This is a genomic window from Lentzea aerocolonigenes, from assembly GCF_000974445.1.
Lineage (GTDB): Bacteria > Actinomycetota > Actinomycetes > Mycobacteriales > Pseudonocardiaceae > Lentzea > Lentzea aerocolonigenes.
Window position 1 is genome coordinate 94,204 of sequence record NZ_BBOJ01000003.1, and the last position, 14,838, is coordinate 109,041.

Below are 14,838 nucleotides of genomic sequence, written 5' to 3' on the forward strand. Positions count from 1 at the left end.
GGAGCATGACACCTGAGGTCAACAGCGAACAGGCGGCACTGTGGAACGGCCCCGGCGGGCACGGCTGGGCCGCGGCACGGGACATGGTCGACGTGGTTCTCCAGCCGTACGAGGACCTGCTCGTGGCGGCCGCGACCGAGCGCCCGCGCACCGGAGTGCTCGACGTCGGGTGCGGCACCGGCGGCGTGACTAGGGCGATCGCGGCGGCGCTCGGTGACGTGCCGTGTCTCGGCGTGGACATCTCCGGTCCGCAGATCGCCGTCGCCCAGGAGACCGCCCGTGCGCGGTTCGTGGAGGCGGACGCGCAGATCCACCCCTTCAAGCCCGAGTTCGACCTGATCGTGTCGCGGTTCGGGGTCATGTTCTTCGACGACCCGGTGGCGGCGTTCCGCAACCTCCGCAACGCTGCCAAGCCGGGCGGCGAGCTGCGGGTCGTCGTCTGGCGCGACAAAGACGAGAACCCGTTCATGACGGCCGCGGAACGGGCCGTCGCACCGCTGATGCCGGACCTGCCGACGTTCGACCCCGACGGGCCCGGGCCGTACGGGCTCGCGGACCCGGGCAGGGCCCGCAAGATCCTCGACGAGAGCGGCTGGACCGGGATCGAGTTCCGCGAGGTCGACCTGACCTGCTCGATGCCAGAGGACGTGCTGCCGCAGTACCTCACGATGCTCGGACCGGTCGGCCGGGCGCTCCAGACGATGGACGAGCAAAAACGCGACGAGGTCCTCAAGACCGTGCTGCGCGCGTTCGACCCGTTCGTCGAGGACGGGCAGGTCAGCTTCCCCAGCGCCGCTTGGGAGATCAAGGCCCTAAATCCACTCTGACTGGCGCTGCCAGGTCAAGAGGTTGTCCAGGACCTCGCCCGACCAGCCGCGGGTGTCCAGCTCGGCGTGCCTGGCGTAGCTGCCGCGGTAGAACAGCAGCGGCTGCGCATCACGCAGCGGGCCGAGCTCGACGACCGAGCCGATCACGATGTGGTGGTCGCCGGCGTCGTGCACCACCGACACCTCGCAGTCGACCCACGTGAGGGCGCCGTCGAGCACCGGGGCACCGGTGGCCGACGGCGTCCACGACACGCTCGCGAACTTGTCCGCGCCCGCCTTGCCGAACACCGTCGACACGTCGCGCTGGTCCTCGGCGAGCACGTTCACGCAGAACGAGCCCGAAGCCGCTATCGCCGCCCAGCTGCGGGATGTCCGTTGTGGACAGAACAGCACCAGCGGCGGGTCCAGTGACAACGCGGCGAACGACTGGCAGGCGAACCCCACCGGACCGTCCGGGGACATGCCGGTCACCACGGTCACCCCCGTGCAGAAGTGACCGAGAACGGAACGGTAGTGGGCCGCTGTTTCCGACCGCATCACTTCTGGTGGCCGACGCTGAAGTCGTGTCCCCACAGGCTCACCGCCGTGCTTTCCCGTGCGATCCAGTCCTCATCGGACACCTGCCGTCCCTCGCAACCGAACTCGACGTCGAACCCGCCGGGTGTCTTCATGTAGAACGACAACATCAGGTCGTTGACGTGCCGGCCCAAAGTCGCCGACATCGGCACCTTGCGCCGCAGCGCGCGGTCCAGGGTCAGGCCGACGTCGTCGGTGTTCTCGACCTCGACCATGAGGTGGACGATGCCGGAAGGTGTCGGCATCGGCAGGAACGCGAGGCTGTGGTGGCGCGGGTTGCAGCCGAAGAACCGCAGCCACGCGGGCGGCCCGTCCGCGGGACGCCCGACGAACTGCGGGGGCAGGCGCATCGAGTCGCGCAACCGGAAGCCGAGCACGTCGCGGTAGAAGTGCAAGGCGGCCTCGTCGTCCGAAGTGGACAGAACGACGTGACCGAGGCCCTGCTCCTCGGTCACGAAGCGGTGGCCGTACGGAGAGACCACCCGCCGGTGTTCCAACGCTGCCCCGTGGAACACCTCGAGCGTGTTGCCGGACGGGTCGTCGAACCTGATCAGGCCGTTGACGCGCCGCTCGGCCAGGTCCTCGGCGGTGCCCTCGACGTAGGACACCCCGGCCGACGCCAGCCGCTTCGCCACTTCCTCCAGTTCGGCTTCGGTCGCCGCCTCCCAGCCCGACGCCTGCAGCCGGTCCTTCTCCCCCGGCACGATCACGAGCCGCGCCGGGAAGTCGTCCATCCGCAGGTACAACGCGCCGGGCGTGGAACCCTTGCCCTCGACCATGCCGAGGACCTTCAGTCCGAACTCGCGCCACCGGTCCAGGTCGGTGGCCTCGATCCGGAGGTAGCCGAGCGATCGGATGCCCATCACGCCTCCGTGAGAAAATCGAGGGCGAGCCGGTTGAACTCGTCGAACTTCTCCAGCTGTGCCCAGTGCCCGCAGCCGCCGAACACGTGCAGCTGGGCCCGCGGGATCAGCTTCAACGCGAGCAGCGCGCCGTCCAAGGGATTCACCCGGTCCTCGCGGCCCCACACGAGCAACACGCGTTGGCGCAGCTTGTACGCCTCGCGCCAGAGCATGCCCTGCTCGAAGTCCGGGCCGGCGAACGACTTGCCGAGCGCGGCCATGGCGCGCAACGACTCCGGCTGCCGGGCCGCCTCGAACCGTTCGTCGATCAGCTCGTCCGTGATCAGCGTCTGGTCGAACACCATGATCCGCAGGAACTCCTCGATCTTCTCCCGCGTCGGTGTGCGGGCGAACGCGCTGAGCTTGCGCACGCCCTCGGTCGGATCCGGGGAGAAGACGTTCACCGACAGGCCGCCCGGTCCCATCAGGACCAGCCGCCCGGCGCGTTTGCCGTGGTCCAGGGCGAACCGGACCGCGGTGCCGCCGCCGAGCGAGTTGCCCAGGATGTGCGCGCGTTCGACGCCCAGCTCGTCGAGCTTGTCCTTCAACGCCCGCGCCGCGAACGTGAAGTACTGGTCGTGCTCGGCGGGTTTGTCCGACTGGCCGTAGCCCGGCAGGTCGACCGCGAGCACGCGGAACGACTTCGCGAACACCGGGATGTTGCGGGCGAAGTTGCTCATCGCCGACGCGCCGGGCCCGCCGCCGTGCAACAGGACCAGCGTCTCGGAGTTGTCCGTTCCCGCTTCGTGGTGGTGCAGCCGCACGTTCATCAACGCCCCCTCAGAACAGCCCGTCGCGGACCTGGATGCCGAGCTCTCCCTTGCCGTACAGGACGAGCACGCGCTCCGGGTCGTTGGCCGCGTGCACGCGTGCGCCGTGCGCATCGCGCCAGAACCGGGGCAGCGGCCCACCGGCGTTGATCGCCTTGCCGCCCGCGCTCTCGAAGAGCCGGTCGATCGCGGAGATCGCCCGCGCGCTGCCGAGGACCTGGTCGCGCCGGGCCCGCAGGCGCAGCTCGAGCGGGATCTTCGTGCCGGCGACGGCGTGTTCCCACTCGTCGTTGATGTTCTTCTCCAGCTGCCACCACGCGGTGTCGATGTCGTTGGAGGCGGTCGCGATCCGCACCTGCGCGAACGGGTCCTCGACGGACTTCTCGCCCATGTAGGCGGCACGGACGCGTTCGCGGGTCGCACCCACGTGCACGTCGTACGCGCCGTACGCCATGCCGATCATCGGTGCGGTGATCGCGAACGGGTGGATCGACCCGTACGGCATGCGGAACAACGGACCTGGGTTGACGTCCTGGCCAGGACAGATGCATCGCGCCGTGTGCAGCATGCTCAACGTGCGGTGCTCGGGCACGAACACGTCCTCGACCACGATGTCGTTGCTGCCGGTACCGCGCAGCCCGACCGTGTCCCACACGTCGTTGATCGTGTAGTCGGCGATCGGCAGCAGGAACGTGCGGAAGTCGACGGGCTTGCCCTCGTCGTTCATCACCAGCCCGCCGAGCAGCACCCACGTGGCGTGGTCACAGCCCGACGAGAAGCTCCACTTGCCGCTGAACCGGAACCCGCCCTCGACCGGTGTGGCCCTGCCGACGGGCGCGTACGACGACGAGATCCGGGTGTCCTGGTCCTCGCCGAACACCTCGTCCTGAGCCTTCACGTCGAACAGCCCGACGTGCCACGGGTGCACGCCCAGCACGGACGCGACCCAGCCCGTCGACCCGCACGCGCTCGCGATCAGCCTGACCGCCTCGTAGAACGCGAGCGGGTGCGTCTCGAACCCGCCGTAGCGGACGGGCTGGAGCATCCGGAAGAACCCGGTCTCCTGCAACGCCTTCACCGACTCCGGCGGCACCTTGCGCAGTTCCTCCGCTTCTGCCGCGCGATCGCGCAGGGCAGGCAGCAGCTCCCGCACCTTGCCGAGGATTTCCTCGCTCATCGGACGTTCTCCCTGCTCAGCTCCAGTGCGATGTCGATCAGCTGGTCCTCTTGCCCGCCGACGAGCTTGCGTTCGCCCGCGCGGACGAGGATGTGCGCGCCGGACACGCCGTAGCGTTGTGCCTGCGTGTACGCGTGCTTGAGGAAGCTGGAGTAGACGCCCGCGTAGCCCATCATCAGCGCCATCCGGTCGAGCAGGCACTCCTCGGGCATGACGGGCCGGACGACGTCCTCGGCCGCGTCCACGATCTTGAAGAAGTCGACGCCGGTGGAGAACCCCAGCTTGTCGCAGACCCCGACGAACGCCTCCAGCGGCGTGTTCCCCGCGCCCGCGCCGAAGCCGCGCACGCTGCCGTCGATCTGCTTCGCGCCCGCCCTCGCCGCGGCGACGGAGTTCGCGACGCTCAGCCCGAGGTTCTCGTGGCCGTGGAACCCGACCTGGGCGTCGTCCCCGAGCTCGTCGACCAGCGCCGCGACCCGATCGGACACCTGTTCCAGCACCAGGGCTCCCGCCGAGTCGACCACGTAGACGCACTGACAACCGGCGTCCGCCATGATTCGCGCCTGCTTCGCCAACGCTTCCGGCGGCTGCGAGTGCGCCATCATCAGGAACCCGACGGTCTCCAGCCCGCGCTCGCGGGCGAGCTGGAAGTGCTGCACCGAGACGTCGGCCTCGGTGCAGTGCGTGGCGATCCGGACGATCGACGCACCGTTGTCCTGGGACACCAGGATGTCGTCCTTCACGCCGACACCCGGCAGCATCAGCACGGCGATCTTCGCCTGCTGCGCCGTCTCGGCCGCGACCTTGATCAGCTCCTGCTCCGGCGTGAGGCTGAAGCCGTAGTTGAACGAGGAACCGCCCAGCCCGTCGCCGTGCGTCACCTCGATCACCGGCACCCCGGCGCCGTCCAGTGCCGCCACGATCGAGCGGACGTCCTCGACGGTGAACTGGTGTCGTTTGTGGTGCGAGCCGTCACGCAGTGACGTGTCGGTCAACCGCAGCTGCACGAGCGATCTCCTCCCCCACCTTGGTCGCGGCGGCCGTCATGATGTCGAGATTTCCCGCGTACGGCGGCAGGAAGTCGCCGGCGCCCTCGATCTCCACGAAGATCGCCACCCGGCCGGCGTCGTACTGCGGTTCCCTCAGCAGCCGGAAACCCGGTACGTACGAACGGATGTCGGTCTCCATCCGCGCGATCGAGTCCGTGATCGCCTCGGTGTCGGCGTCCGCCGGGATCGCGCAGAAGATCGTGTCGCGCATGATCATCGGCGGGTTCGCCGGGTTCAGCACGATGATCGCTTTACCCCTCGAAGCTCCCCCGATCGCCTCGATGCCCTTGCTGGTCGTGCGGGTGAACTCGTCGATGTTGGCCCGCGTCCCCGGTCCCGCGGACACCGACGCCACGCTCGCGACGATCTCCGCGTACTCCACCGGGACAACGCGGGAAACGGCGTGCACCATCGGAATCGTGGCCTGGCCGCCGCACGTGATCAGGTTGATGTTGGGGGCGTCCTGGTGCTCGCCGAGGTTCACGGGCGGCACGACGTACGGCCCGACCGCCGCCGGTGTCAGGTCGATCGCCCGGATGCCCGCCTCCGCGTAACGCGGGGCGTTGGCCCGGTGCACCGCCGCGGACGTCGCCTCGAAGACGATGTCCGGCAGCTCCTCCTGACGCAGCAACCACTCCGCGCCGTCGACCGAGACCTCAAGGCCCAGCGACGCCGCGCGCTTCAGCCCCTCGCTGGCCGGGTCGATGCCCACCATCCAACGAGGTTCCAGCACGTCGGAGCGCAGGAGCTTGTAGAGCAGGTCGGTGCCGATGTTGCCGGAGCCGACGATGGCCGCCTTCACCCAGTCACCTCACTCGAATTTCAGGTCGACAGAACCAAGTCCGGCGAACTCGGCGTGGAACTCGTCGCCAGGCCGGGCGTCGATGGCGCGCGTGCACGAACCCGGCAGCACGATGTCGCCCGCCAGCAACCGGACGCCGAACGAGGCGACCTTCCCGGCGAGCCACGCCACCGCGATCGCCGGGTCGCCCAGCACCGCGTCACCACGGCCCTCGGCGACCACCTCACCGTTGCGGCGCAACGTGGCCGCGACCGCACCGATGTCTATTTCGGACGGACGGACGCGTTCGGAGCCCAGCATGAACCCGGCCGACGACGCGTTGTCCGCGATGGTGTCCTGCAGGCCGATCCGCCAGTTCTCGATCCGGCTGTCGATCAGCTCGATGGCCGGCGCGACGAACTCGGTGGCGGCCAGCACGTCCTCGACCGTGCAGCCCTCGCCCGGCAGGTCGCGCGCGAGCAGGAACGCGATCTCCACCTCGACCCGCGGGTACAGGTACGCCGACGCGTCCGCCGTGCCCGCGAGCTGCATGTCGTCGAGCAGGTGGCCGTAGTCGGGCTCGTCGACGCCCATCATCTGCTGCATCGCCAGCGACGACAGGCCGACCTTGTGGCCGATCACGTCGCGGTTGCGGTGCCGGACGTTGAGCAGCTGGATCTCGTAGGCGTCCACCACGTCGATGTCCGGATACAGCTCGACCAGCGGTTTGATCGGCACGCGGTCGCGTTCGGCCACGCGCAGCAACTCGGCCGCCGCTTCCCTGGACTGGATCGTCAGCACCTGGCCTCCCCTGCACCTGATGATTCGGCGACATGAAGCCCCGCACGGCGGCCGGAGAAGACGCAGTCGGCGAGCGAGAGCCCGCTGACGTAGGACTCCGAGCACACCCCGACGGCCGACCTGCCCGCCGCGTACAGGCCGGGAACTCCTCGCACCTCACCGGTGTCCTCGTCGACGACGAGCCCGCCGAGCGTGAGCATCGGGCAGGGATAGCCGAAGCCGGCGCGCACCGACACGTTGATCAACGAGTAGGGCGGCGTCCCGAACGGCTGTGCCGCCTCGTCCTGGGGAGTGCCGATTCCCGCCTTGGCCGCCACCTCCTCGACCGTCGGTGCCGTGACCATGCCGCGGTTCAGGAAGTACCGGACCTGCCACCGTTGGAACGGCGAGGTCTGCGTCTTCACCTGGGCCCGTGCGACGCGCAGGACGTCGTCGTCGACGAGCAGCCACGCCTTGCCGCCGCGTTCGATGATCTCGCTGCCGATGGCGGCGCCGTACCGGGTCGTGTCACCGAACCTGCGGCCCTCGGAGTCCACGAGAACACCGCGTTGCAACGCACTGGGTGGCGTGATGAACCGCCACACCGAGATCTTGTCCATCCGCGCGGTCTTGCCACCGGCCTCGACCCCGAGCCGGATGCCGCCGCCGTCGTCACCGGGTGTGCCGAGCGCGAGACCGCCCCGGTAGGCGGGGCCAAGCTCGCGGATCGTCGCCCGGTCGGCGATGAAACCGCCCGCCGAGATCACCACTCCGCGCCGCGCGGTCACCGTCAGCGGGCGGCCGAACCGGCGTTCCAGCCACGCCGCCAGCCCGAACAGCTTCCTGCCGACCGGCGGGTAGTAGATCCACGGCTTGGCGCCGGCCCTCGACAACGCGCTGTGCAGGGCGCGTGGCAAGCCGGTCAGGGTCCGGCAGTGCACGCCCGCGACCCGGCCGTCCTCCAGGACGAGCTCGACCGCGCGGGTCTGCGTCATGATCCGGACGCCCGCGCGCCGGGTCGCCTCCGCCAGACGGGTGAAGAAGGCCTTGCCCGACGTGCCTTTCGCCTTCGTCCGGTGTCCGCGCGGTACCGGGTCCGGCCCAGAATCATCGAACACCGCGTCCTCGCTGCCGGACTGGTAGAGGTAGTAGTCGTCGGTCGGGTACGAGGTCTTGAACGGGCACAGAGCCGAGGAGAACGGCACGCCCTGGTCCTCCAGCCAGGCCAGCGACTTGGCGCTGTCCTCGCAGAACCGCCGCAGCGTCGCCTCGGACACCGCGTCCCTGACCTCGTGCTTCAGGTAGGCGAACATCGCCTCGGCCGAGTCGGTGACACCGGCTTCGACCTGCTGCCGCGTCCCGCCGCCCGCGTACACGACGCCGCCGGACAACGCGGTCGCGCCACCACCGGCGAACCGGTCCAGGACCACCACGGACGCACCGGCTGCCGCGGCCTCGATGGCGGCGCACGCGCCGGCCGCACCGAAGCCGACGACGACCACGTCAGCGGTGACCTCCACGCAACCCTCCAGAAACAGGTTCCCAGAACGTGTTCTCAGCGAGTCGACTTGCCTGGAACTCCTACACCATAGCGCCAAACCGGCTCAGAACTATAACCTGTTCTAGTCTGAAGCCTCGGGGAGGTGCGATGTACGACGTGATCGTCGTCGGCAGCGGCGCGGCGGGCATGACAGCCGCGCTCTGCACCGCTCAACACGGCCTGCGCACCCTTGTCGTCGAGAAGGCCGAGCACTTCGGCGGCTCGACCGCTCGGTCCGGCGGCGGCATCTGGGTCCCGAACAACGCGGTGCTCGCCGCCAACGGCGTACCCGACTCACCGGAGCGGGCGAGCACCTACCTGGCGCACATCGCCGGCGAGGTGCCGGCGGACCTGCGCGAGGCGTTCCTCGACGCGGGACCGGCGATGCTCGCGTTCGTCTGCGCCCACACACCGCTGAAGTTCCGCTGGGTCCGCGACTACGCCGACTACTACCCGGAAGCGCCCGGCGGACAGCCGCGCGGCCGGTCGGTCGAACCGCTGCCGTTCAACACCAAGCTCCTCGGCGAGGAGCTCAAGGACCTCGAACCGCCGTACGTGCCGACCCCGGCGGGCATCGTGATCACCCAGACCGACTACCGCTGGCTGACGCTGATCGGCAGGCACCCGCGCGGCCTGGTCACCGCCGCGAAGGTGTTCGCCCGCCGGTTCCTGCCGGGCAGGCGGCTCACCATGGGCCAGGCGCTGGCAGCAGGACTGCGCGCCGGGCTCAAGGCGCTCAACGTCGAGATCAGGCTCAACACGGCGATGACCGACCTGCACCACGAGAACGGCAAGATCGCCGGAATCACGGTCGGCAACAAGCTGATCCTCGCGAAGAACGTCGTGCTGGCCGCGGGCGGGTTCGAGCACAACGAACGCCTGCGCAAACAGCACCAGGACATCGGTACCGAGTGGACGGTCGGCGCCAGCGCCAACACCGGCGACGGCATCGAGGCCGGCATCAGGGCGGGCGCGGCGGTCGGCCTGATGGACGACGCGTGGTGGGGCCCGTCGGTCCCGTTGCCGCGCGGCCCGTACTTCCTGCTCGCCGAACGCTCCCTGCCCGGCTGCCTGCTCGTGGACAAGACCGGCCGCAGGTTCGTCAACGAGGCAGCGCCCTACATCGACGTGGTCAACGCGATGACCGGCGACACCTGGCTCGTCTTCGACCACACCTACCGCAGCCGCTACCCGTTCTGCGGCCTCCCGCCGCGCCGCCCGCTCCCCCGGCGCTGGCGCGACGTCGTACTCACCGCCCCCAGCCTCGAAGAACTCGCCCAAGAGGCCGACCTGCCCGAGCTCATCGACACCGTCCGGCGGTTCAACACGCTCGCCTACGACGGCAAGGACTCCGACTTCCGCCGCGGCGACAGCGCGTACGACCGCTACTACGGCGATCCCCGCAACCACCCGAACCCCAACCTCGCGCCGCTCACGACCGGGCCGTTCCACGCGGTGAAGATCGTACCCGGCGACCTCGGCACCAAGGGCGGTCTGCGCACCGACACCCGAGCGCGGGTGCTGCGCGAGGACGGTTCGGTGATCGAAGGCCTGTACGCGGCGGGCAACACCAGCGCGTCCGTCATGGGACACACCTACGCGGGAGCGGGCGCCACCCTCGGACCGGCGATGACGTTCGGTTATCTCGCCGGCCTCGACATCTCTGGAGGAACGCGATGACGCAGGACACCGTGCGGACGATCGACACCGGCGCACCTCCGGCGCGGTTCGCACGCGGCTGGCACTGCCTCGGCCTGGCCGAGAGCTTCCGCGACGGCGAACCCCACGCCGTGGAGGCGTTCGGCACCAAGCTCGTCGTGTTCGCGAGCGAGGACGGCAAGATCAACGTGCTCGACGGGTACTGCCGGCACATGGGCGGCGACCTCACCCAGGGCACGGTCAAGGGCAGCACCATCGCCTGCCCGTTCCACGACTGGCGCTGGGCGGGCAACGGCCGGTGCGTCGACATCCCTTACGCCAAAAGGGTTCCGTTGCGGGCGCGCACGCGGTCGTGGATCACGCTGGAGGAGAACAAGCAGCTCTTCGTGTGGAACGACCCGCAGGGCAACCCGCCGCCGGAGCACGTGACGATTCCCCGCATCGAGGCGGCGTTCAGCAACGAGTGGAGCAACTGGACGTGGGACTCGGTGGTGATCGACAACGCGAACTGCCGCGAGATCATCGACAACGTCGTGGACATGGCCCACTTCTTCTACATCCACTTCGCGTTCCCGACGTACTTCAAGAACGTGATGGAGGGCCACATCGCCTCGCAGTACCTCACCACGCGCGGACGCCCGGACGTCGCGATGGGCTCGAACTACACCGGTGACGTGGAAGTCCGGTCGGAGGCCTCGTACTACGGGCCGTCGTACATGATCGACTACCTGTGGAACGACTACAAGGGCATCGAGATCGAGACGGTGCTGATCAACTGCCACTACCCGATCTCGCCGACGTCGTTCAAGCTCCAGTGGGGCGCGATCGTGAAGAAGCTGCCGGGCGTCGACGACGTGCACGCGGACAAGATCGCGGCCAAGTTCGCGCGCGGCATCGGCGTCGGGTTCCTGCAGGACGTGGAGATCTGGCAGAACAAGTCGCGCATCGACAACCCGTTGCTGTGCGAGGAGGACGGGCCGGTCTACCAGCTGCGGCGCTGGTACGAGCAGTTCTACGTCGACGTCGAGGACGTCACCGACGACATGGTGCGGCGCTTCGAGTTCGAGGTCGACACCTCTCGTGCGGTCGAGGTCTGGGAGAAGGAGGTCGCCGAGAACCTGGCCAGGAAGCAACCGGCACCTCAGGAGCAGGCGACGTGAACGAGCGCGACGAGTTCCTGGTCGGCGGGATGGTGCCGGTCCGGTGCGACTGCGGCAACCGGGTGCTGGTGAAGAAGAACAGCCCGCAGCACACCAGCGTGCAGTGGCTGTCCGACACCCGCGACTGCCCGGAGATCTGCGGTCCGAGGTCCGCTTTCGTGCCGACCTGTCTGCGGCTGCGGGACAGCATCGAGAAGGCGGTTCGCGAGGGAACGCTGGAGGTCGCCGATGGCTGAGGTGCACCGGCTGCGGGTCGACGCCGTGATCGAGGAGACCGCCGACGCGCGCTCCTTCGTGTTGTCCGGGGCGGACTTCGCGGTGAAGCCCGGCCAGTTCCTGACCGTGCGGGCGGGTGACGTCGCGCGCTGCTACTCCCTGTCCAGCGCGCCGGGTGAGCCGTTGAAGATCACGGTCAAGCGCACGCCGGACGGGTACGGCTCGGTGTGGATGTGCTCCTCGGTCGAGGTGGGCGCGGAGCTCGACGTGCTGGCGCCGGCCGGGGTCTTCACGCCGTCGTCGCTGGACTCCTCGTTGCTCGCGTTCGCGGCGGGCAGCGGGATCACGCCGGTCATGTCGATCATCAGGGCGGTGCTCGGTCAGGGCTCCGGCCGCGTGTTCCTGGTGTACGCCAACCGCGACGAGGCCTCCGTGATCTTCGCTCGTGAGCTCGACGAACTCGCTCGCGCGCATCCGGACCGGCTGACCGTCGTGCACTGGCTGGAGTCGGTGCAGGGACTGCCGCACGTGGCGGGGTTGCGGGCGTTCGTGCGGACCTGCGACGAGGCGTTCGTGTGCGGGCCCGCGCCGTTCATGGAGGCCGCGCGCAAGGCGCTGCACGACGTTCCGGTCGTGCACGTCGAGAAGTTCGTGTCCCTGTCCAGCGATCCGTTCTCCGAGGTCGTGGCCGTGGCGGACGACCGGCCGGACGCCGTGGTCGAGGTGTCGCTGGACGGTGAGCGGCACCGGTTTCCGTGGCCCGCGCGGCAGAAGCTGCTCGACCTGTTGCTGGAGAAGGGACTCGACGCGCCGTACTCGTGCCGTGAGGGTGCGTGCAGCGCGTGCGCGTGCCGGCTCGTCGACGGCGAGGTCAAGATGCTCAACAACGACGTGCTCGATCCCGAGGACATCGCCGACGGCATCGTGCTGGCGTGCCAGTCGGTTCCGGTCACCGACACCGTGAAGATCACCTACGAGTGAGGGGCGCCTGATGCCGATCGACCCGGCCGTCGCTGTGGGGGCCGAACTCCCCGAGATCAAGTTCGCCTGGACGCAGTCCGACGTGCTGCTCTACCACCTGGCGCTGGGCGCGACGGAACTCCGGTACGTCTACGAGCAGGGACTGCGGGTGCTGCCGACGTTCGGTGTCGTCGCGCCCCGGTTCCACGAGACCGCTGCCCCCGTCGTGTCGTTCCCCGGTGTCGACATCGACCTGGCTCGGGTGCTGCACGGGACGCAGGAGATCACCGTGCACGGCCCGCTGCCGTCCGAGGGCGAGGCGGTGCTGCGGACGCGGATCGCGGACGTGTGGGACAAGGGGAAAGCCGCGGTGATCGTGCAGGAGTCGACGGCCGTGACGCCGGACGGGACCGCCCTGTACACGACCCGGTCCAGCATCTTCGCCCGCGGCGAGGGCGGGTTCGGCGGCGATCGTGGCCCGTCGGGCAAGGTGGAGGTGCCGGAGCGCGAGCCCGACTTCGTGATCGAGACGCCGACGTTGCCCCAGCAGGCCTACCTCTACCGGTTGTGCGGTGACCGGAACCCGCTGCACGCCGATCCGGAGTTCGCCCGCCTGGCCGGGTTCGACCAGCCGATCCTGCACGGCCTGTGCACGTACGGCGTGGTGTGCAAGGCGGTGATCGACGCGGTGCTCGACGGGCCGGAGCAGGTGCTGTCGTTCGGCGCGAAGTTCGCCGGTGTCGTCTACCCCGGCGAAACGCTGACGACTCGGGTGTGGCGGGACGGTCCGCGGCTCGTGCTCACGACCTCGGCCGGGGACCGTCCCGTGCTCGCTGACGCGGTGCTCAGCCTCGCATAGCCCACTGCTGGTTGGTGCCGCCGTGGCAGTCCCAGAGAATCAGCTTCGTGCCGTTGGCGGTGCCACCGGCGTTGGCGTCCAGGCACCGGCCTGACTGCACGCCGGAGATGGTGCCGTTCGAGTTGACGTTCCACTGCTGGTTCGCACCGCCGTGGCAGTCCCAGATGATCACCTGGGTGCCGTTGGCGGTGCCCTGACCGTTGGCGTCGAGGCACTTGTTGCCGAAGACCTGCAGCCTCTTGTCCGCCGTGTAGGTCCAGCGCTGACGGTCGGCGCTCTGGCAGTCCGCCAGTTGCACCTGGGTGCCGTTGGTGGTGGCAGGCACGTCGACGCACCGGTTGGACTGGCTGCCGACGATCTGCCTGCCCGGCTGCGAGGCGACGGGTGCGTAGGCGGCCGCGGTGATGTTGGCCTGCACCGCGTCCTCGGTGGCGTTCGTCGGGTAGCCGGAGGTGAGCACGCCCTCGAAGAACGTGCCGGCGCCGGTGACGCTGTTGTCACCGCCGATGCCGAGGAGGATCGCGCCCTGCTTCCTCATCGGGTGGTAGCCCTGCGGCCGCGGACCGTCGAACATGGTCGACAGGCTGCCCGACTGCGCGTTGCCGCCGCGGATCGCCCAGTGGTTCGGCTCGCCCTTGACGATCGCCGTCACGAAGCGGTGGTTGATCGTCGGGTTCCTGTTGTAACCGGCGTTCACACCGGAGAACAGGCCCCACTCCAGATCGGCCATGACCCAAGGGCCGGGACCGTCGCCGTAGCCCCACTGCTTGCTGGATCCGAAGTAGACGGTCTCCATGATCGCGGGCCTGTCGGCGGTGTTGGTCGTCTGCGCGTTGCCGTAGTCGAAGCAGCACCACTGGTTGTAGTGCTGGCCGTCGACGACGGCGTAGATGCCCTCCGGCTGGTCACCGGTCGCGACGCCGTTCGTCTTGTTGTTGCGGTAGCCGGTGCCCGGCGTGATGCGGACGCCGTAGGCCTTCTGGCCGCCGACCGTCACCGGCGCTGCCTTCGCGTCGGCGAGCCTGTCCCATCCGCCGGGCTCGGGGCCGGGGAACCCGCCCGGTGGCGCCTGGGTGAGGTGGTTACCGCGACCGGACTGGTCGTAGATGACGCTGATGAGACAGGTCGCGGTGGCGCAGAACGCGTCCTGGGCGGCGCTGTCGGCGACACCGCCCGCGCTGAGCACACCGATGTCCCGGGTGGTGTTGTCCGACCGCCTGACCTGATAGAGCGGACCGTTGTAGTTGCCGTACAACGCTCTCGTGGTGCTGTGCGCGGCCACACACGGCGTACCACCGGTGGCGTAGATGTCGCACGGACCGGATCCCGCCGCGCGTGCGCTCGGCTCTGCAGGAACAGCGAGGGCGGTGGCGAGCACGAGTGCCGCCGCAACGGCGGTGGTGGAGCGGCCTAATCGACCTTTCATGGCTGTCGATGCCTTCCCTGGCGCGCCCTGGGTCGAACCGGTTCGTCAAACCCAAGGGCTGGGGCTGAGTACCGTCAACTGCACAACATCCCGCAGTTGACGGCGCTCAGCAAGACACTCGCATCGAACGAAAGCGACCGTGGTCGAACCGGTTCG

Annotated in this window: 15 protein-coding genes; 6 read left to right on the top strand and 9 right to left on the bottom strand. The window is 69.1% G+C overall.

The window, feature by feature from the left end:
• The first annotated feature begins 5 nt into the window (after positions 1 to 5).
• Entirely contained in the window at positions 6 to 827 is an 822-nt protein-coding gene (locus tag AOM45_RS06540) for a class I SAM-dependent methyltransferase (protein ID WP_030469783.1), read from the top strand.
• On the opposite strand, the gene hsaB is transcribed toward AOM45_RS06540, so the two are convergent.
• From hsaB to AOM45_RS06580, 8 genes are read right to left on the bottom strand one after another with little or no spacing between them, the layout of a single operon-like run.
• Entirely contained in the window at positions 813 to 1,364 is a 552-nt protein-coding gene (gene hsaB, locus AOM45_RS06545; protein WP_030469784.1) for a 3-hydroxy-9,10-secoandrosta-1,3,5(10)-triene-9,17-dione monooxygenase reductase subunit, read from the bottom strand. The two genes, AOM45_RS06540 and hsaB, sit on opposite strands and share 15 nt — an antisense overlap.
• Positions 1,364 to 2,266 (bottom strand): iron-dependent extradiol dioxygenase HsaC, encoded by a 903-nt coding sequence (hsaC, locus tag AOM45_RS06550; RefSeq protein ID WP_030469785.1) that lies wholly within the window; start codon positions 2,264 to 2,266, stop codon positions 1,364 to 1,366. The genes hsaB and hsaC overlap by 1 nt, the downstream gene beginning before the upstream one ends.
• Positions 2,266 to 3,075: a 4,5:9,10-diseco-3-hydroxy-5,9,17-trioxoandrosta-1(10),2-diene-4-oate hydrolase gene (gene hsaD / locus AOM45_RS06555; RefSeq protein ID WP_030469786.1), complete on the bottom strand. Its 810-nt coding sequence runs from the start codon at positions 3,073 to 3,075 to the stop codon at positions 2,266 to 2,268. The genes hsaC and hsaD overlap by 1 nt, the downstream gene beginning before the upstream one ends.
• Before the next feature lie 10 nt (positions 3,076 to 3,085).
• Positions 3,086 to 4,252, bottom strand: a complete 1,167-nt coding sequence (gene hsaA, locus AOM45_RS06560; protein WP_030469787.1) for a 3-hydroxy-9,10-secoandrosta-1,3,5(10)-triene-9,17-dione monooxygenase oxygenase subunit — start codon at positions 4,250 to 4,252, stop codon at positions 3,086 to 3,088.
• Positions 4,249 to 5,259: a 4-hydroxy-2-oxovalerate aldolase gene (gene dmpG / locus AOM45_RS06565; protein ID WP_030469788.1), complete on the bottom strand. Its 1,011-nt coding sequence runs from the start codon at positions 5,257 to 5,259 to the stop codon at positions 4,249 to 4,251. The genes hsaA and dmpG overlap by 4 nt, the downstream gene beginning before the upstream one ends.
• Complete coding sequence (locus tag AOM45_RS50615) at positions 5,225 to 6,103, bottom strand: acetaldehyde dehydrogenase (acetylating) (RefSeq protein WP_030469789.1); 879 nt, start codon at positions 6,101 to 6,103, stop codon at positions 5,225 to 5,227. Before AOM45_RS50615 ends, dmpG begins: the two co-directional genes overlap by 35 nt.
• A 9-nt stretch (positions 6,104 to 6,112) precedes the next feature.
• Positions 6,113 to 6,883 (bottom strand): 2-keto-4-pentenoate hydratase, encoded by a 771-nt coding sequence (locus AOM45_RS50620; RefSeq protein WP_030469790.1) that lies wholly within the window; start codon positions 6,881 to 6,883, stop codon positions 6,113 to 6,115.
• Positions 6,877 to 8,382 (bottom strand): FAD-binding protein, encoded by a 1,506-nt coding sequence (locus AOM45_RS06580; protein WP_035911548.1) that lies wholly within the window; start codon positions 8,380 to 8,382, stop codon positions 6,877 to 6,879. The genes AOM45_RS50620 and AOM45_RS06580 overlap by 7 nt, the downstream gene beginning before the upstream one ends.
• Before the next feature lie 128 nt (positions 8,383 to 8,510).
• Between AOM45_RS06580 and AOM45_RS06585 the strand changes: the two genes are divergently transcribed.
• The 5 genes from AOM45_RS06585 to chsH3 are packed head-to-tail and all read left to right on the top strand — an operon-like array spanning position 8,511 to position 13,256.
• Complete coding sequence (locus AOM45_RS06585) at positions 8,511 to 10,082, top strand: FAD-dependent oxidoreductase (RefSeq protein WP_030469792.1); 1,572 nt, start codon at positions 8,511 to 8,513, stop codon at positions 10,080 to 10,082.
• Entirely contained in the window at positions 10,079 to 11,221 is a 1,143-nt protein-coding gene (locus AOM45_RS06590) for a 3-ketosteroid-9-alpha-monooxygenase, oxygenase component (protein ID WP_030469793.1), read from the top strand. The genes AOM45_RS06585 and AOM45_RS06590 overlap by 4 nt, the downstream gene beginning before the upstream one ends.
• Positions 11,218 to 11,457 carry a hypothetical protein gene (locus AOM45_RS06595; protein WP_030469794.1) on the top strand — a complete coding sequence of 80 codons (240 nt, stop codon included), beginning with the start codon at positions 11,218 to 11,220 and terminating at the stop codon, positions 11,455 to 11,457. Before AOM45_RS06590 ends, AOM45_RS06595 begins: the two co-directional genes overlap by 4 nt.
• Positions 11,450 to 12,418, top strand: coding sequence for a ferredoxin--NADP reductase (locus AOM45_RS06600; protein WP_030469795.1), 969 nt, complete (start codon positions 11,450 to 11,452; stop codon positions 12,416 to 12,418). The genes AOM45_RS06595 and AOM45_RS06600 overlap by 8 nt, the downstream gene beginning before the upstream one ends.
• A 10-nt stretch (positions 12,419 to 12,428) precedes the next feature.
• Positions 12,429 to 13,256, top strand: coding sequence for an enoyl-CoA hydratase ChsH3 (gene chsH3 / locus AOM45_RS06605; protein ID WP_030469796.1), 828 nt, complete (start codon positions 12,429 to 12,431; stop codon positions 13,254 to 13,256).
• Here the strand turns inward: chsH3 and AOM45_RS06610 are convergent.
• Positions 13,243 to 14,682, bottom strand: coding sequence for an arabinofuranosidase catalytic domain-containing protein (locus AOM45_RS06610; RefSeq protein ID WP_051784032.1), 1,440 nt, complete (start codon positions 14,680 to 14,682; stop codon positions 13,243 to 13,245). The two genes, chsH3 and AOM45_RS06610, sit on opposite strands and share 14 nt — an antisense overlap.
• Between the last annotated feature and the right edge of the window lie 156 nt (positions 14,683 to 14,838).